Source organism: Solwaraspora sp. WMMD791, assembly GCF_029581195.1.
Classification (GTDB): domain Bacteria; phylum Actinomycetota; class Actinomycetes; order Mycobacteriales; family Micromonosporaceae; genus Micromonospora_E.
Map to the genome: position 1 here is coordinate 1,996,971 of NZ_CP120737.1, position 18,030 is coordinate 2,015,000.

Genomic DNA, 18,030 nt, shown 5'->3' on the forward strand with positions numbered 1-18,030 from the left:
GCATCGCGGCTGGTCCCCGGGCCGCCCAGCCCAGGGACCGGTCGCGGTGCGGCCTCGGGTCAGGGGGTCCGCGCCGCCGACTGGACCAACGCCGACAGGTCCGCCAGCGAGGCGTTGGCGAAGAAGTCCGACAGCGTCATCTCGATGCCGAACCGCTCGCGGATGCGTGCGACGGCCCGGGGCACCTGCAACGAGTGCCCACCGATGGAGAAGAAGGTGTCGTGGCGGCCGGGCAGCTCGACGCCGACCAGCTGCGACCAGATCGCCGCGATCGCCTTTTCCGCCGCCGTGCGTGGCGCTGCGTCGCTGTCGGCGGCCGGCGCGATGGCAGCCATGAGGGCCCGTCGGTCCACCTTGCCGCCGACGTTGCGGGCGAACGCGTCGACGGTGCGGAACGACACCGGCAACTTGGCTCTGCCGACCCGACGGTACAGGTGCTGACGCCACACTTCCGGCCCACCGGCGGTCCGGCCGTCCGGGGACGCCACCGGCACCACGCAGGCCACCAGCCGGGAGACCAGGCCGTGCCGATCGGTGAGCGCGACCACCGCGCAGTCGGCAACCGATTCGTGCGCGGCCAGCGCCGCCTCGATATCGGTCAGCTCCAGGCGGGTGCCGTAGAACTTGACCTGAAGGTCCCGGCGGCCCCGGAATTCCAGCGACCCGTCGGGTCGCCGGCGCCCCAGGTCGCCGGTGCGGTAGACCCGCTCGCACCCGGAGGTGACCCCGGCGGGGCCGCACAGCGGGCGGAACGGCGAGCGCTCGTCGGGTTCGACGCCCAGATAGCCGGCGGTGAGGTAAGGGCTGACGATGACCAGCTCTCCGGTCACCCCGGTCGGGCAGGGGCGGTCCGCCTCGTCCAGCACCACCACTCGCCGCCCCGGAATCGGCCACCCGATCGGCGCCGTCCGGTCCAGGTCGGCGTCCACCTCGCACCACGTGGCCAGGATCGACTCGGTCGGTCCGTACAGGTTGGCGAGCCTGACGCCGGGCAGGCCGCGCCGCAGATCGTTGGCCAGCTCGCCGGGCAGTGCCTCGCCGGCCAGCAGCAGCCAGCGCAGTGCGTAGGGGAGTCGGGCCGGCCCATTCCGGCGGATCGCCTTGAGTAGTTCCCTGGCGAACGACGGAACGGTCTGGAAGTGCGTGATGCGCTCCTCGGCCAACCAGCCGACCAACTTTTCCGGGTGCATCCGCAACCCGCCCGGCACCGGGCACAGCGTCGCACCCGCGCCCAGGGCGGCGAACACCTCACACAGGCTGGCGTCATAGCCGGCCGCCGCCCACTGCGCCATCCGGGCGCCGGGGCCGATGCCGAACTGCCCGGCCAGCCAGTCGACGAACTGCGCGAGCGTCGCGTGAGTCTGCGGGATCCCCTTGGGCCGTCCGGTCGAGCCGGAGGTGTACGCCACGTACGCCAGGTCCTGCGGGCTGCTTCTGGCCGGTTCGAAGGGTCCGACAGGACGGCCCGGCTCGGCGTCGAGACGCGCGAGGTCGAGTACCCGGCCGCCCAGCTCGCTACGGTACCACCCGACCAGGGTGTCGTCGGCGCCGGTGCCGTCGACCACCAGGCCGACCGGGCGCACGTCGGCCAGTACGGCCTGGGCCCGCTGCCCGGTGTCGGCGTCGAGGCAGACGAGCTGCGCTCCGGCGTAGCCGACTCCCAGCAGCGCGGCGACCTGGCTCGGACCGGATGCGATGCTCACCGCCACCGCGGTGTCCACGCCGGCACCCAGTCCGCGTAGTGCGCCGGCGATGCGACCCGCGTGCTCGTCCAGCCGCCGGTACGACAGCTCCGACCCCGGCCAGGAGACCGCTGGGGCGTGCGGCGCTCGCTTCGCCCAACGACGGACCCGGTGGTGCACCGGCTCGATGGGCGGCCCGGTCGGCAGCTGGTCTGCCGTGAGCAGCGCGATGTCGGTCCGGTGCGGCGCTTCGAGCGGCAACTCGCCCACCGGCCGGTCGAGGCCGGCCGGGGCGGCCGCCAGCAGAGCGTGCAACTGGTCGAGCAGCAGCCGGGCGGTGTCACGGTCGTAGCGGGCGGCGCTGTACGCCAGGGTGCCGGCAACCGTCGGGGTGATCCGGTCGACCGACAGGACAAGGTCGGCTTCGACAAAGCCGGTGTGCACCTGTGCCGGCCGGACCGTCGCGTACGGCAGCCGAAGCTCCGACCGGGTCCGGTCCGGGAACCGGTACCACACCTCGCAGATCGGGTGGCGGCGCGGATCTCGGTCGAGTCGCAGCGCCTGCGGCAGCAGATCGAAGGGGAGCTCGGCGTGGGCGAACGCGTCCCGCGCACGCGCGGACAGGGCGAGCAGAAGCCGACGGAACGTCAGGTCGGCCGACATGTCCACACCGATGACGATCTGATTGCCGAACGGCCCCACCACGTCGTCCGCCGCGGGGCCCGGCCGGGCCGCCACCGGTACGCACACGCCCACCCGTTGGTGGTCGTCGGGACGTCCCGCCTCGTCATGGCGGTACAGAAGGCACAGCAGCCCGGCGAGCGGGACGAGCTCCGTGGCGACGCCCGTACGGTCGGACAACTCGGCCAGCGCGCTGCCCGGACCCGAAGCCCAGTCGAACGGCAGCAGGCCGCCATCGAAGACCGGCCGGGTCGGTACGGTGCGGTCGGCGGCCGGGGCGTCCGACCGCGGCAACGGCGTGAGCGCGGCCCGCCACCACCCCAGCAACGGATCGAACGCCCCGCCGGCCAGCCGGCCGCGCTGCCATCGGGTGAACCCGGTGTACTGGGTGGGCGGCCCGACGACATCGGGGGGCCTGCCGTCCAGCGCCGCCCGGTAGGCCCGCGCCAGCTCGTCGATCAGGATCGACGCTGACGACTCGTCGACTGCCGCCCGGTGCGCCACGAGCACCAGCCGGTGCTGCGCGCCGGAAAGCCGCACGACGAACAGTCGGCAGACCGGCCCGGCGGCGAGGTCAAGGGGTGCCGCGACACATTCGCCGCTGATGCGGTCCACCGCCAGCGCGCGTTCGGTCGAGGTGTGCGGGCCGAGCTCGACCAGCACCGGCGCGACGTCTGCGGACGCGCTCACCGTGGGTACCGGCACCCCGGCGTCTGCCACCAGGCGGGTACGGAGGATCTCGTGGCGCGCGTGCACGTGACGCCACGCCGCCGTCAACGCATCGATGTCGAGCACACCCATCACGTCGTAGGCCCGGTGCAGTCGGTGCGCGCGAGGGTCGTCGACCAACCTGTCGAGGAACCACTGCCCGGCCTGGGTGATCGAGGTGACACACCGTCCGTCGCCCGGCCCGGTCGCGTCAGATTCGGTCACGGGGTACCCGCGCCGCGTGCCTTGGCCACGACATCGCGAACGAAGGTCTCCAGCGTGGGGTCGTCGAACAGGTCGGCGACCTCCACCGGGATGTTCAGCTCCTCCCCGATCCGGGTGGCGATCAGTACGGCCGCCACGGACTGTCCACCGAGGTCCATGAACGTGACGTCGCGCTGGCCCTCCGGAACGTCCAGCACCTCCCGCCAGATCGCCTCGACCTTCTCCTCCAACGACGAATCGCCAACTGTGTCAACAGCGTCGTGTGTCATGACCTGGTCTCCCGTCCGTCGCTACCACTCCTGCCGTTCGAGCCCGGGCCCGCCTCACCCGGTCAGCGGCCGGTCCGGGTCGTTCACCAGGCCGCGGAAGCCGCGCGCGAAGTCGATGACCATCTCGGCGGCGGTCATCACGTCGTACCGGTTGGTGTTGAACGCCAGGCAGCCGACGGTGTCGGCGCCGGGAGCGATCGACATCGTCCACAGCGAGCCGTCAGGGACATCGCCACCGACCGGCGCCGACACCCGGCGCCGTACCTCGGTGCAGGTCAACTCGCCGATCCGCTCGCCCTCGGCGGCGAACAGGGTGCGTTCGGCCTGGAAGTTGAACATCGTCGTGTCGTCCCGGGCCAGCGGCGCCGCCACCTCGGGAACCAGTTCGACGATCCGGCCGAACGGGATCTCCCGCGTGTACGCCTCGATGCAGGTCTGCCGGGTGCGGTCGACCACGTCGACGAAGGTCCGGCAGCCGGTCAGGTCGGTGCGCAACGGCAGGAGGTTGAAGAACGAGCCGATCGTGTGCTGAAACCGCTTCGGACGGCCGGTCGTGAACGTCGGAACTACCGCATTGGACTCATTCATGGTGCGCCGCAGGCACACAAGGTAGGCGGCGAGGTAGACCATGAACGCGGTGCTGTGCGTCTTCCGGGCGATCTCCAACGCCATGTCGGCGTCGGCGCGGTCGATGGTGAACCGGTGCCAGGCCGATGCCTGCGGACCTTTCAGAGATCGCGGCCAGTCGGTCGGGAGCGCGAGCACTCCCCCGCCGCGCAGCTTCTCGCGCCAGTAGTCGTCGTGGGCGTGCTCACCGCCGGACGAGCCGGTCGAGCGCTGCCAACGTGCGAAGTCCTGGTACTGACCGGCGTCCGCAAGCGTGGGCACCGGGTGACCCGCGCGGGCGGCGCACCCGATCACGACCTCACGCATGATGAGCTGGATCGACCAGGCGTCCGCAGCCGTGTGGTGGGCCTGGATGACGAACAAGGCGTCATCATGGTCGAACCGCCACAGGAAGGCGCGCAGCAGCGGAGGCGCACCGATCGGGTACGGCTGGGCCTCCAGATCGTTGAGGATGTCCTGGCACCGCAGGTCGCGATGTACCCGGTCGACGCCGGGCACCTCCTGCACGACCAGAGTCACCGGCGACGGCGGAAGAATCCGCTGGTGACGATCGGAGCCCTCGCGCACCACCACCGTACGCAGGGCCTCGTGCCGCACGATCACGTCGTCAAGTGACCGGTGCAGATCGTCGACGTCGACCCGTCCGCTGATCCGCCAGCCACCAGCGATGTGGTAGTACGGGCCGAACGGGCCCGCGCTGTCGCCGCGGTCGAACATGCACAGGAACTCCTGGTTGTGCGACAGCGGTGCGCGCTCGGTTGTTCCGACCGTGGTCAGGCTTGCCTCTGGTGCGGGCATGCTCCCTGCCTCATCTGATCGTCGTTCCACTCCACCGGCGACATCACCGTTCCACGCGGGCCACGCACCCGCGTCTCCTGAATTGCGGCAGTTTCGGAGAGGCGACGGGCGTTGGCGGCACATACCCTGAGCCTTCCTGAGAGCTATGTGGAGGAGCCGATGAGCGGCGATCACACCGGGGACTCTCGGACGGTCCTTGACATCTGGGCCATCGTCCATCCGTTCCCGAACTATCTCGACCCGATCAGAGAGGTGGCCACGGCGTTCGAGCGGGACCATCCCGCGTACCGCATCAACCTCGAGGAGCACGACTTCCAGCAGCTGCCGCGGGAAGTAGTGCAGGCCGTCGCGGACGGGCGGCCTCCCCATGTGGTCGAGTACTACTACACCGCCACGCAGCTCGCTCGCGACACCCGGGCGGCAACCGGCGCGCCCCTGTTCACCTCGATCGAATCGGCGATCGCCGGCCGCAAGGAGATTCTCGGCGAGCCTGTCGTCGAGGACGTCATGCCGGCTGCCCGTGCCTACTACACGCAGGACGGCGAGCTGTGGTCGCTGCCGGCGTCCAACTCGACGACGCTGTTGTACAGCAATACGGCCCTGCTGCATGCCGCGACCGGCTCCCGGCGCCCACCGCGCACGTGGAAGGAGCTCGAATCGGCCTGTCGCGCCGTCGCAAAGCTCCCGGACGGTCCGGGCCACGGCGTCACCTGGCCGCTGCACGGCTGGTTCTTCCAGCAGGAGCTGGCGCTACGGGGCGCGTTGCTGGCCGATCACGACAATGGACGCTCCGGTCGCGCGAGAAAGGTCAACCTGGCCTCCCCGGAGATGCTGTCATTCGTCAAGTGGTGGCGCCGGCTCCACGCCGACGGCCACTACCTCTACAGCGGGCAGCCGCACGACTGGATGGGGTGTCTGGAGGCGTTCCTGACCGGCCAGGTCGCGTTCATGTACAGCTCGTCAAAGATGACGCAGGTCATCGTCCACGCGTGTGCGGAGGCGGGTATCGAGCTCGACGTCAGCCCTCATCCGTACAACGACGACGTTCCATACGCCGGAACGGTGGTGTCGGGCCAGTCCTTCTGGCTGACCGACGGTCTCGACGAGACGACCCGGGACGGCGCGCTCGCCTTCCTCCAACGGTTGATCAGCCCTGACAACGCCGTCATGTGGCACCAGGCGCAGGGCTTCGTGCCGGCCACCACGACCGCCTACGACAGGCTCGCGGAGGCAGGCTGGTTCGAGCAACACCCGTACCATCGGGTCGCGGCCGACCAGCAGAACGCGTCGGACCGTTCACCCGCCGCGCTCGGTGCGCTCCTCGGCGACTTCGCCGGTATCCAGGATGCCGCGACGGAAGCCATGCACGACGTCCTGGCCGGCGGTGCCGATCCGTTGGCGCGGTTCGCCGAGGCGTCCACCCGGGCGCAGCTGCTGCTGGACGACTACCACGCCCACTGCGTCGACGGGCCGGCTCCCCGCAGCCCGCAACGGCTCGACGTTCACTAGACAGCCCGTCCGCAGTGCATTGGGCCGGCCGCTGGATCATTCGGCGGCCGGCCTTCGCGGTGGCTGCCGCGACCCAGGTGCGGGCCCCGGTCAGATGTAGACCGTGTTCGGCTCCAACCCGCACTGGATCCGGCCGTACAGCTCGAAGGTCGTGTCGGGGTGCATGAGGGCATGCAGGTTCAACGCCTGCAGATCACGGTCGATTCGCTGGATGGGAACGTGCTCGTAGATCGAGGTCCCGCCGCTGGCCGTGCGCAGGATCTCGACCGCCTTCTTCGTCAGATGGAGGACCCGCCCGAGGCTTACCCGGCCCAGCGCGCGGTCGGGAACCGACCAGGGCTCACCGGAGGCGCTTCGCGCATCCAGCAGACCGGCGAGGCGCTGCGCGTGGAACTCGGCCTCATCGATGGTGAGCGACGCCTCGGCCACCTGGTGGTGGGTCAGCGGCGCCTCCCGCTGGCTGGCATGGTCCGTGTACGTGATCTTGCGGCTGGGGAGGCGTTCGAGGAAGCTCTCCAGTCCTGCCTTCGCGATTCCCAGCGCCGATCCGGTGAAGCATCCACTGCCCGTTGCCATCAGCGGCTGACGGTAGACGCCCGAGCCGGCGTTGCGCCGTGAGGCGAGCTGCCCGTTGAGCACGGCGGCCATCGGCAGCACCCGTTCGGCGGGCACGAACACCTCGCGGGCGACCGTCGTGACGCTGCCCGTCGCGCGCAGGCCGGAGGTGCGCCAGTCGTCGACGATCTCCAGATCGGACATCGGCACCAGCGCCAACAGCGGCCCCTGGCTGCCGTCGGACGCCGGCCCCATCGCCAGGATGGCCTGCCACTGGCTGTGCAACGCGCCGCTGATGAATCCCCACTGCCCGTTGACCGTGTAGCCGCCTCTGGTGGGCTCGGCGACGGCGGAGGGCGAGAGCACCCCGCACACCCGCACCTCCGGACTGGTGAACACCTCGTCCTGGACATCGTCGGGGAACAGGGACGCCATCCAGCTACTGATCGACCACACCGAGGCCACCCATGCGGCTGAGCCGTCGCCGCGGCCCACCTGGGTGAGGACGTCGAGCACCGTCCGGGCGTCGCTCTCGTACCCGCCGTAGCGGCGAGGCAGGCGCATACGCAGGACACCGGCGGCGGTCATCGCATCGAGAACCTCGTCGTGCAGTCGGCGGTTCTCCTCACCCCACACCGCGTGTTGCTGAAGGATCGGAACCAGCTCGGCCGCGCGGGTCACGAGTTCGGTACGGGATGGTTCCTGCGTTCCCAACACCCAGTCCTCCTAGCTGTGAGAATAGGTCAGATGTCACCCGAAACTGCCATCCGGCGGTCGGCGTCGCACCTTCCGACATGCGCACTGCGCCGACATGCGCTGCGGCGCGGCCGCGGTGGGTCAGCGGTACGGCTTTCGGGCGGACACGATGGCGTAGCCGACCTGGTTCTGTCGGGGGGCGAAGAACCCGCGCTGCCCTTTGCTGAACTCCGCCAGCACCCCGTCGCCGAACCGTGCCCCGATCTCTTCCCTGCGACGACTCGCGGCCACGATATAGCTCGATTGACGACCGACCACCCGGGGCCCACACTGGGTGTACTCCTCGATGTCGAAGCCGGCGGCCCGGGTATGTGCGAGCCATTCGGCCAGCGTCGGTACGCGTGGCAGGTTGAGCGCGGCCATGAACGCCGACAGCCGGTCCGGTTCGGCGGAGGACTCCAACGTGAAGTCGGAGAACGAGATCCGTCCGCCGGGGCGGAGCACCCGGAACAGCTCGCGCAGTGCGAGGTCGAGATCGGGGGCGTTCTGGAGCGACTCCAGCGCCAACACGGCGTCGAACGAACCGGTGCGATAGGGCAACGCCATGAAGTCCGCGAGCTGGAAACGAACCCGGTCGTCTACCCCGGCGCGCCGGGCTCGTGTCGTGGCGCGATGCAACTCGAACTCGCTCAACGTGATTCCGGTGATCCGGACGTCGTGTGTCGTCGCCAGATACACCGCTGTTCCACCGGGGCCGCAGCCGGCGTCCATGAGGTGTTCACCGCGTCGTAGGCCGAGCGTGTCGGTGACCTTCTGGGTGATGCGAAGGACCGCCTCGGTCAACGTGGCCGGATCGTCGCGGTCGTACCAGTACCACATGTGCAGGTGACCGTCGCGGAACTCGTCTTCGATCGGAGACCGCTCGTCGAAGTGTCTGCCAACATCGGCGTTCAATTCTTCCCCAGGTGTGCGCGGGCTGATCGGGCATCTGTGGCTCTTCTCGCGGCCGCGGGGGCGGTCTTCCAGGATTGTGGGCCGCGTGGCGCCCGGCCGGCACCTTCACGCGTGCCATGCGACGGTGTGCTCTCCTGCGACGAGCTGTGCGTCGACGATGTCGCCGACCTCAGTTCCCGCGCACGGCGTCACCAGTTGTGCATCGACCCGTCGGTGAGCCGGTTGACCGGCAGCGACGCCGGCGCGTACGGGTAGCGCGCCGCCGCGGACTCGTCGATGTCGACGCCGAGCCCGGGTTCCTCGCCGGGGTGCAGGTAGCCGTCGGCGTAGTGGTACGAGTGTGGGAAGACCTCGTCGGTGGCCTCGGTGTGCCGCATGTACTCCTGCAGACCGAAGTTGGGGATGCTCAGGTCGACGTGCAGCGCGGCGGCCATGCAGACCGGCGACAGGTCGGTGGCGCCGTGCGAACCGCTGCGGACGTGGTGCAGCGCGGCCAGGTCGAAGATCCGCCGCAGATGACTGATTCCGCCGGCGCGCACCACGGTGGTCCGTACGTAGTCGATGAGCTGTTCCTTGATCAGCTGCTGGCAGTCGAAGATGGAGTTGAAGACCTCGCCGACGGCGATCGGCGTGGTGGTGTGCTGGCGGATCAGCCGGAAGCCCTCCTGCAGCTCGGCCGGGACCGGGTCCTCCAGCCAGGTCAGCCGGTACGGCTCCAGGTCCTTGCCGAGGCGGGCGGCCTCGATCGGGGTCAGTCGGTGGTGGACGTCGTGCAGCAGTTTGAGGTGCGGGCCGAACTCGTCGCGGACGGCGGCGAAGACCTGCGGGGTGTGCACCAGGTAGCGTTCGGTGGACCAGGTGGTCTCGGTGGGGATGGCGGCGTCGGCGGGCTCGTAGAACATCCGGTCCTTGCCGACCCCGTACGTCGCCGGCAGGCCGGGTACGGCGGTCTGTACCCGTACGGCCCGGTAGCCGAGGTCGACGTAGCGGGCCACCTCGGCGAGCAGCTCGGGGACGGTCTCGGCGTTGGCGTGGCCGTAGACGGTGACGCCGTCGCGGCAGCGGCCGCCGAGCAGCTGGTAGACCGGTAGTCCGGCGACCTTGCCCTTGATGTCCCACAGTGCGGTGTCGACGGCGGCGATCGCGCTCATCGTGACCGGGCCACGCCGCCAGTACGACCCCCGGTACAGGTACTGCCAGGTGTCCTCGATGCGGGCGGCGTCGCGCCCGATCAGGGTCGGCACCACGTGGTCGCGCAGGTAGCTGGCGACGGCCAGTTCGCGGCCGTTGAGGGTGGCGTCGCCGACGCCGGTCACCCCGTCGTCGGTGACGACCTTCAACGTCACGAAGTTGCGTCCCGGGCAGGTCACGATCACCCGGGCATCGACGATCCGCATCAGCCTGACTCCTCCGCTCGGCGACGGCTTCGGCGTCGGCGTCGGCTGCCGCGCGCCCGCCCGCAGAGGTTATCCGAACTCTTGACGTGGCGTTCATCTATCTCTACGTTGGCCTGCAAGAGTTTCCAGCAAGTTACAGACTTCTTGCAGCAATGGAAGTAAGGGCTTGCGGACCATCACCGCCTGGAGGAATCCATGCCCACCGACACCGTCCCTGCCGGCCGACCCCCCGACCCCGCCAGCGGCGCCGGCCGGACCATCCGCCGCCGGCGGCTGCTCGTCGGACTCGCCGTGCTCACCCTGCTGGCGAGTACCGCCGTGGTCGCCGCCGGCGCCGTCACCCGGACCACCACCGCCGACGCCGCCCCACAGGGCGACCGGGACGTCACGGCGGTGCTGTTCTCCTGGCGCTTCGACTCGATCGCCCGCGAGTGCCGCGACACCCTCGGCCCGCTCGGCTACGGCTATGTGCAGGTCTCCCCACCGCAGGAGCACATCCAGGGCGGCCAGTGGTGGACCGCGTACCAGCCGGTCAGCTACACGATCGCCGGTCGACTCGGCGACCGGGCCGCGTTCAGGTCGATGGTGGACACCTGCCACGCCGCCGGGGTCAAGGTGATCGTCGACGCCGTCGTCAACCACATGAGCGCCGGATCGGGCACCGGCACCGGCGGTACGGCGTACGGCAAGTACACCTACCCCGGCATCTACCAGGAGCAGGACTTCCACTCCTGCCGCAGCCGGATCGCCGACTACCGCAACCGCTACGACGTGCAGGAGTGCGAACTCGTCGGCCTGTCCGACCTGGACACCGGCAGTGACTACGTCCGTGGCCGGATCGCCGCGTACCTGTCGGACCTGCTCTCCCTCGGCGTGGACGGCTTCCGCATCGACGCCGCCAAGCACATCGCCGCGGCCGACCTGGCCGCCATCCGGTCGCGGATGAGCAACCCGAACGCCTACTGGGTCCAGGAGGTCATCCACGGCGCGGGTGAGGCGGTGCAGCCCGAGGAGTACCTCGGCACCGGTGACGTGCAGGAATTCCGGTACGCCCGGGACCTGCGCCGGATCTTCCGCACCGAGCGCCTGGCCTACCTGCGTGACATCGGCCCCACCTGGGGATACCTGCCCAGCGGTCAGGCCGGCGTCTTCGTCGACAACCACGACACCGAACGCGGCGGCGACACCCTCAACTACCGCGACGGCTCCACGTACACCCTGGCCAGCGTCTTCACCCTGGCCTGGACGTACGGGTCGCCGCACGTGCACTCCGGCTACGAGTTCAGCGACTTCGACGCCGGCCCACCGGGCGGTGGCACCGTGACCGCCTGCTACGCCGACGGCTGGCGTTGTCAGCACAAGTGGCGGCAGATCGCCAACATGGTCAAGTTCCGGACGGCGGCGCACGGCACCGGTGTCGTCAACTGGTGGGACAACGGCAACAACCAGATCGCCTTCGGCCGGGGCAACCGGGCGTACGTCGCGATCAACAAGGAGGGGTCGACGCTGACCCGGACGTTCCAGACCTCGCTGCCCGCCGGCACCTACTGCGACGTCCAGCATGGTGACCCCACCCCGGGTGGCGGCTGCACCGGGCCGACCGTGACGGTCGACAACGCGGGTCGGTTCACCGCCAGCGTGCCGGCCAACGACGCGCTCGCGATCCATGTCGGCGCCCCGGCCGGGCCGGGCACCGGGCCGACCACCAGCCCGACGCCGACCGCCGGGCCGACCAGCACGCCGCCGCCGAACGGCACCAGCACGGCCACGTTCGCGGTGACCGCCACCACCAGCTGGGGGCAGAACATCTTCGTCGTCGGCGACCACAGCGGGCTCGGCGGCTGGGACCCGGCGCGGGCGGTGCCGCTGTCGGCGGCCAGCTACCCGGTCTGGCGGGGCACGGTCAGCCTGCCGGCCGGCACCACGTTCGCGTACAAGTACCTGCGCAAGAACCCCGACGGCACCGTCACCTGGGAGAGCGGGGCCAACCGCACCGCCACCGCGCCCGCCGGTGGGGCGGTCACCCTCACCGACACCTGGCGCAACTGACCAGGGCGTACGGGAAGATCACGGCCGGGTGCCGGGTTGGGCTGGAGTGTGATCGACGTACCGCTCTCCGTCCTCGACCTGGCCCCGGTCGCCACCGGCGGCACCGCCGGTGAAGCCCTGCGGCACACCACCGAGCTGGCCCGCCGGACCGAACAGCTCGGCTACCGCCGGTTCTGGGTCGCCGAACACCACAACATGCCGGCCATCGCCAGCGCCGCCCCGGCGGTGCTGATGGCGCACCTGGCCGCCGCCACCTCGACGATCCGCATCGGCTCCGGTGGGGTGATGCTGCCGAACCATCCCCCGTTGGTGGTCGCCGAACAGTTCGGCACCCTGCAGGCGCTGCACCCGGACCGCATCGACCTGGGCATCGGCCGGGCTCCGGGGACCGACCAGGCCACCGCTCTGGCGTTGCGGCGTACGATGGCCGGGCTCAACGCCGAGGCGTTCCCGCAGGAGCTGGCGACCCTGATCGGCTACTTCCGCGGCGATTCCGGGCCGATCACCGCCACCCCCGGGGCGGGGCAGATGCCGGCGATCTGGCTGCTCGGCTCCAGCGGCTTCAGCGCCCAACTGGCCGGCACCCTCGGGTTGCCGTTCTCCTTCGCCCACCATTTCAGCCCGGCCAACACCTTGGCGGCGCTGGCGCTGTACCGGCAGCATTTCCGCCCGTCGCAGTGGCTGGACCGGCCGTACGCGATGGTCGCGGTCAACGTGGTCTGCGCCGACACCGACGAGCAGGCCGAATGGTTGTCCGGCCCGGCCGGGCTGTCGTTCCTGCGGCTGCGCGCCGGTCGGCCGGAGCCGCTGGCCAGCCCGGCGGAGGCCGCCGCCTACCCGTACACCGAACATGAACGTGAGTTCGTCCGGCAGCGCCGCGACGGCCAGGCGATCGGTTCGCCGGACACCGTCGCCCGGGCGTTGACCGAGCTGCGCGGGCGCACCGGAGCCGACGAGCTGATGCTGACCACCCTGGTCTACGACATCGCCGACCGGGTGCGCTCCTTCGAACTGGTCATGGAGGCGGTCGGGCGGACGGGCGTCGGTGCCGCGCCGCACCGCGACGCCGACAATGATGATCAATAGCTGGAAACAGGAGTTTCATCAGCTGGTCACCGCCGCGCGATGGGCGCCTGGCAGTCTTTGAGTCAGGTGATGGTTCGACGCACGAGATCACGCGTGGGGTGGATGTCGTCGCGTCCGCCGCAGGGGGGTCCGGGTTCCGGTCCCCCCTGCGGCGTATCGCACTCCCCCGCCAGAGCCGGCCGGTCCGGCCGCCGGTCAGGGCAGGTAGACGTTCGGCACCGGCGGGGTCGCCATGTTGCTGCCGATGAAGAACGACGGATGCGGTGGCTGGTTGTAGGCGGTGTTCTGCCAGGCGATCGCGACCCGGTACTGCGGGTCGTGCATCAAGGTGTGGATCCGGCGGTCCGTGGTGTGCGGCGTGGCGTAGATCCGCAGCGCCCGGGAGTCGGAGGTACGCCAGATCACCTCTTCCCGCCAGTCACCGAACAGGTCCGCCGACAGCGCCGGGGTGGCCTTGGTGCCGTTGTTGGACGCCACGTCGGCCCCGGTGAGCAGCCGAGTGTCGCCGGAGGTGCCGTACTTGTCGATCCGGGTCTGGTCCAGCAACTCGCGCACCGGGTCGCCGTCCCACCAGACCACGAAGTTGGCCGATGACGGTTTGCGCCCGACGTTGGCCCCGGACGGTGACCGCAGCTCGCTGACCGCCGACGACCAGGACTCGGCGCCGGCGCTGCCGGCCCAGATGTCCGCCGACACGCCCCGACCGTTGTCGCCGCCGGTCGCGGTCTGCCAGATGATCTGCCCGGTACGGGCGTCGATCAGCGCCGACGACGGCTTGGCCCCGTCCTCCTGGACCTTGAAGTACTCCAGCCCGGCCCGGCCCGGGTCGAGGTCACCGACGTGACCGGCGTCGCCGTGGTTGAGGCTGGTGTTCCACAGGCCGCGACCGTTGTCGTCGATGGTGGCACCACCGAAGACGATCTCGTCGCGGCCGTCGCGGTCGACGTCGGCGATGGACAACGAGTGGTTGCCCTGCCCCGCGTACCCGCCGTTTCCGGAGGTGTTGGAGTCGAACACCCACCGCTGGGTGAGGCTGCCGTTACGGAAGTCCCAGGCGACGATGACGGTCCGGGTGTAGTAGCCCCGCGACATGATCAACGACGGGCGCTGGCCGTCCAGGTACGCCGTACCGGCGAGGAACCGGTCCACCCGGTTGCCGTACGAGTCGCCCCACGACGACACGCTGCCCCGGGCCGGTACGTAGTCGACGGTGGACATCGCCGCGCCGGTCTGACCATTGAACATGGTCAGGAACTCCGGCCCGGACAGTACGTAGCCCGACGAGTTGCGGTAGTCGGCGCTGGCCGAGCCGATCACCGTGCCCCGGCCGTCGCGGGTGCCGTCGGCGGTCTTCATCGCCACCTCGGCCCGGCCGTCACCGTCGTAGTCGTAGACCTGGAACTGGGTGTAGTGGGCACCGGCCCGGATGTTGCGGCCCAGGTCGATCCGCCACAGCCGGGTGCCGGTCAGCTCGTACGCGTCGACGTAGACGTTGCCGGTGTAGCCGGACTGGGAGTTGTCCTTGGCGTTGGACGGATCCCACTTGAGCACGATCTCGTACTGCCCGTCGCCGTCGAGGTCGCCGACGCTGGCGTCGTTGGCGGAGTAGCTGTACGACTCCCCCGCCGGGGTGGTGCCACCCGGCGGTACCTGCAGCGGCACGTCGAGGTAGCCGTTGGCGAAGGTCAGCGAGGCCGGCGACGGCGGCGCCTCGATGCCGTCGACCACGGCACGCACCGTGTAGCTGGCGTTCGACGCGGCACCGGAGTCGTAGTGGTTGGTCGAGCCGGTCACCGGCGACGCGGTGATCCGGGTGCCGCCCCGGTAGACGTGGAAGCCGAGGTTGGCCGGCTCGGTGCCCAGCAGCCGCCAGGAGACCAGGTTGCCGGACCCGGACCGGACACTGATCACGCCCCGGTCGAGCCGTTCCATCTGCTTGGCTCCCGGGCCCGGCACCGGCGGCGGGGTCGTCGGCGGCGGCGCGGTGGTCGGCGGGGGTGCCGTGGTCGGTGGTGCCGTGGTGGGCGGGGGCGCGGTGGTCGGCGGGGCGCTCGTCGGCGGGGGTGCGGTGGTCGGGGCGACGCCGCCGGTGCAGGCGGTGCCGTTGAGTACGAACGCCGTCGGCACCGGGTTGCTGGTGGTCCAGGAGCCGTTGAAACCGAATTCGGTACGGGCGTTGGTGGCCAGGTTGCCGTTGTAGCTGACGTTGTCCGCGGTGATCTGGGCACCGTTGGCGACGACCGTGGCGTTCCAGGCCTGGGTGATGGTCTGCCCGGCGCCGAAGCTCCAGGTCAGCCGCCAGGAGGTAAGGGGATCACCGAGGTTGGTGATGGCGACGCTGGCGCCGAAGCCACCGGGCCACTGGCTGGTGATCCGGTAGTCGACGGCGCAGCCGGCGGCAGCGGCGGCCGAGCTGGCGGCGACGGTGGTCGCGACGCCGGCACCGGCGGTGAGCGCGGCCACGGTCAGCACCGCCGACAGCGACCTGGTGGACGAGGATCGACGGGCAGGGTCGGACAGGGATGGTGGACGGGCACGACGCATGGGGGTCTCCGGGAGCGGACGGGCACCACCGTCGGACGGACGGCCCGGCTGCCCGGCCGGGGTACGCCGGTGGCGCGTGCTGGATCAGGGTCGACCGGAGAGACGGTCGAGGGGGTCGGCTCCCGTGCGGCCCATCGTAGGGCAATCGCTTTCCTTCGATCAATCACCAGACCTGGGTGACAGGTTCCTAATCTGAAACGGTTCAGTGGGCACGGCGTCGACGACGGGGTGGCGGCTGCTCCCGCAGCACCATCACTCCTCCTTCGGCGAGCCGGACCGCCCCGCTGACCGCCGTCGCACTGACCAGGTCCTCGCCCCAGACGTCGACTTCGACCGGAGCGGGGCCGTGGTTGAACACGAACAGCCACCGGCGGTCACCGGCCACCTTGCGGACGGCTTCGACGCCGGCCGGCGCACCCGGCAGCACCGGCAGCACGCCCGCCTCGGCGGCGATCACCGCGAGCAGGTCGCGGTAGCCGTCGTCGTCCAGCCGGGTGGAGAGGTACCAGGCCGTCCCGGCACCGACCCGGCGGCGGGTGACCGCCGGCTGGCCGGCCAGCACCCCGGCGGCGTAGCGCAGCACCGGGTCGGCGTCGGGCGCGGTGAGCCGTTCCTGCCAGAGCCGGCCGGTCCGGCCGCCGGTCAGCCGTACCGTCGCCGCAGGCTCCAGTGGCAGGAACTGTTCGGCCCGGACGCCGAGCAGCTCGCGCAGCGCCCCGGGGTAGCCGCCGAGACGCACCTGGGCCGCCAGGTCGGCCACCCCGGACAGGTAGCTCACCACCAGATGCCCGCCGGCGTGCACCCACGCGCCGACGGTGTCGGCGACGGTGTCGCTCATCAGGTACAGGGCGGGCAGCACCAGCATCCGGTAGCCGGTCAGGTCGAAGGTGGCCGCCGCCGGGCAGACCACGTCGGTGGTGACGCCACACCGCCACAGGGCCCGGTACGCTGCGGCCACCTCGTCGGCGTACGAGACGTGCCGCGACGGCATGCCGGGATGCTGCAGTGCCCACCCGCTGGCGGCGTCCCAGCTGATCGCGGCGTGGGCGAGGACGGTACCGGCGTCGGTCTCGGCCAGCCCGGCCAGCAGTTCACCGAGGCGGGTCGTCGCCTGGAAGGTCCGGCTGTCGGCACCGGCGTGCGGGACCATCGCCGAGTGGAACGCCTCCGCGCCGCCGCGCGGGGCCCGCCACTGGAAGAACATCGCGCCCCGGGAGCCCCGGGCGACGTGGGCGAGGCTGTGCCGCAGCATCCGGTCCGGTTCCTTGCCGGCGTAGACACCCTCGGCGTACCGGTAGATCAGGTTCGGGGCGCTCTCCATCAGCAGCCACGGCCGGCGGCCGGCCCAGGACCGGGCCAGGTCGGCGGCGAACGCGGTCTGCTCCTCGGCCCGCCCGTCGGCCTCGCCCGGGTAGTGGTCGATGGCGACCAGGTCGACCTCGCTCGACCACCGGGCGTGGTCCACCGGCACCCAGTCGCCCAGGACGTAGTTGGTGGTCACCGGCACGTCCGGGGTGGCCCGGCGCAGCACGTCACGCTGGTCGACGTAGGCGGCGAGCAGTTCGTCGGACCAGAAGCGCCGGAAGTCCAGCACCTGGGTGGGGTTGGTCAGGTACTGGGTGGCGCGGGGCACGTCGACCTGCGCCCAGTCGGAGTAGCACTGGCTCCAGAACGACCCGGTCCAGGCCTGGTTGAGGCCGTCGAGGTCGCCGTAGCGCGCCCGCAGCCAGCGCCGGAACGCGGCGGCGGCGTGCGGGCAGTGGCAGATGGTGCCGTACTCGTTGTGCACGTGCCACATCGCCAGCGCGGGGTGGTCGCGGTAGCGCTCGGCGAGCATCGTCGCGATGGCGCGGGCCGCGGCACGGTACGCCGGGGCCGCCGCGCAGTAGGTGTCGCGGCTGCCGTGGTGCAGCCGTACGCCGTCGGCGGTGACCGGCAGCGCGTCGGGGTGGGCGAGGGAGAACCAGGGTGGCGGTGCGGCGGTGGGGGTGGCCAGGACGACCTTGACGCCGCCGTCGTGCAGCAGGTCCAGCACCCGGTCCAACCAGTCCACGACGTACCGGCCGGGCTGCGGCTCCAGCCGGGACCAGGCGAACACGCCGACGGTCACCAGGTTGACCTGGGCCTTGCGCATCAGCGACACGTCCTCGACCCAGGTGGACTCCGGCCACTGCTCCGGGTTGTAGTCCCCGCCGTGGCAGAGTCCGTCGAGTCCTTTCGGCCAGCGCATCGGCGCTCCCTCCGGCGTTG

General features: G+C 70.8%; 11 protein-coding genes. 3 read left to right on the forward strand and 8 right to left on the reverse strand.

Annotated features, from left to right (window positions below; all coding sequences use genetic code 11):
- Nucleotides 1–59: 59 nt before the first annotated feature.
- From O7623_RS08695 to O7623_RS08705, 3 genes are read right to left on the reverse strand one after another with little or no spacing between them, the layout of a single operon-like run.
- A complete protein-coding gene (locus O7623_RS08695; protein ID WP_282228093.1) occupies nucleotides 60–3,296 on the reverse strand; it encodes an amino acid adenylation domain-containing protein in 3,237 nt (1,078 codons plus the stop codon).
- Nucleotides 3,293–3,565 (reverse strand): phosphopantetheine-binding protein, encoded by a 273-nt coding sequence (locus O7623_RS08700; protein ID WP_282228094.1) that lies wholly within the window; start codon nucleotides 3,563–3,565, stop codon nucleotides 3,293–3,295. The genes O7623_RS08695 and O7623_RS08700 overlap by 4 nt, the downstream gene beginning before the upstream one ends.
- Nucleotides 3,566–3,619: 54 nt before the next feature.
- On the reverse strand, nucleotides 3,620–4,990 hold the full coding sequence (locus O7623_RS08705; RefSeq protein ID WP_282228095.1) for a condensation domain-containing protein: 1,371 nt from the start codon (nucleotides 4,988–4,990) through the stop codon (nucleotides 3,620–3,622).
- A gap of 159 nt (nucleotides 4,991–5,149) precedes the next feature.
- On the opposite strand from O7623_RS08705, the gene O7623_RS08710 reads away from it, so the two are divergent.
- The gene (locus O7623_RS08710) at nucleotides 5,150–6,499 is read left to right on the forward strand and encodes an extracellular solute-binding protein (protein WP_282228096.1); all 1,350 of its coding nucleotides are present in this window, start codon (nucleotides 5,150–5,152) and stop codon (nucleotides 6,497–6,499) included.
- A 90-nt stretch (nucleotides 6,500–6,589) separates the two neighbouring features.
- Here O7623_RS08710 and O7623_RS08715 read toward each other — a convergent pair whose 3' ends face one another.
- The 3 genes from O7623_RS08715 to manD form a co-directional block, all read right to left on the reverse strand.
- Nucleotides 6,590–7,768 (reverse strand): acyl-CoA dehydrogenase family protein, encoded by a 1,179-nt coding sequence (locus O7623_RS08715; protein ID WP_282229353.1) that lies wholly within the window; start codon nucleotides 7,766–7,768, stop codon nucleotides 6,590–6,592.
- 123 nt (nucleotides 7,769–7,891) lie between these two features.
- Nucleotides 7,892–8,704 carry a methyltransferase domain-containing protein gene (locus O7623_RS08720; RefSeq protein WP_282228097.1) on the reverse strand — a complete coding sequence of 271 codons (813 nt, stop codon included), beginning with the start codon at nucleotides 8,702–8,704 and terminating at the stop codon, nucleotides 7,892–7,894.
- Nucleotides 8,705–8,892: 188 nt separating this feature from the next.
- The gene (manD, locus tag O7623_RS08725; RefSeq protein ID WP_282228098.1) at nucleotides 8,893–10,101 is read right to left on the reverse strand and encodes a D-mannonate dehydratase ManD; all 1,209 of its coding nucleotides are present in this window, start codon (nucleotides 10,099–10,101) and stop codon (nucleotides 8,893–8,895) included.
- Nucleotides 10,102–10,296: 195 nt separating this feature from the next.
- On the opposite strand from manD, the gene O7623_RS08730 reads away from it, so the two are divergent.
- Both O7623_RS08730 and O7623_RS08735 read left to right on the forward strand, forming a co-directional pair.
- Nucleotides 10,297–12,150 carry a carbohydrate-binding module family 20 domain-containing protein gene (locus O7623_RS08730; RefSeq protein ID WP_282228099.1) on the forward strand — a complete coding sequence of 618 codons (1,854 nt, stop codon included), beginning with the start codon at nucleotides 10,297–10,299 and terminating at the stop codon, nucleotides 12,148–12,150.
- Between the two features lie 36 nt (nucleotides 12,151–12,186).
- Nucleotides 12,187–13,236 carry an LLM class flavin-dependent oxidoreductase gene (locus O7623_RS08735; RefSeq protein WP_282228100.1) on the forward strand — a complete coding sequence of 350 codons (1,050 nt, stop codon included), beginning with the start codon at nucleotides 12,187–12,189 and terminating at the stop codon, nucleotides 13,234–13,236.
- 195 nt (nucleotides 13,237–13,431) lie between these two features.
- Here O7623_RS08735 and O7623_RS08740 read toward each other — a convergent pair whose 3' ends face one another.
- Both O7623_RS08740 and O7623_RS08745 read right to left on the reverse strand, forming a co-directional pair.
- A complete protein-coding gene (locus tag O7623_RS08740; protein ID WP_282228101.1) occupies nucleotides 13,432–15,780 on the reverse strand; it encodes a cellulose binding domain-containing protein in 2,349 nt (782 codons plus the stop codon).
- Between the two features lie 202 nt (nucleotides 15,781–15,982).
- On the reverse strand, nucleotides 15,983–18,010 hold the full coding sequence (locus tag O7623_RS08745; RefSeq protein ID WP_282228102.1) for a beta-galactosidase: 2,028 nt from the start codon (nucleotides 18,008–18,010) through the stop codon (nucleotides 15,983–15,985).
- Between the last annotated feature and the right edge of the window lie 20 nt (nucleotides 18,011–18,030).

Bases quoted from the DNA above. Each gene is read 5' to 3' on its own strand.
- manD (WP_282228098.1), bottom strand. From the start codon at position 10,101: ATGCGGATCGTCGATGCCCGGGTGATCGTGACCTGCCCGGGACGCAAC.
- O7623_RS08705 (WP_282228095.1), bottom strand. From the start codon at position 4,990: ATGCCCGCACCAGAGGCAAGCCTGACCACGGTCGGAACAACCGAGCGC.
- O7623_RS08730 (WP_282228099.1), top strand. From the start codon at position 10,297: ATGCCCACCGACACCGTCCCTGCCGGCCGACCCCCCGACCCCGCCAGC.
- O7623_RS08710 (WP_282228096.1), top strand. From the start codon at position 5,150: ATGAGCGGCGATCACACCGGGGACTCTCGGACGGTCCTTGACATCTGG.
- O7623_RS08700 (WP_282228094.1), bottom strand. From the start codon at position 3,565: ATGACACACGACGCTGTTGACACAGTTGGCGATTCGTCGTTGGAGGAG.
- O7623_RS08745 (WP_282228102.1), bottom strand. From the start codon at position 18,010: ATGCGCTGGCCGAAAGGACTCGACGGACTCTGCCACGGCGGGGACTAC.
- O7623_RS08740 (WP_282228101.1), bottom strand. From the start codon at position 15,780: ATGCGTCGTGCCCGTCCACCATCCCTGTCCGACCCTGCCCGTCGATCC.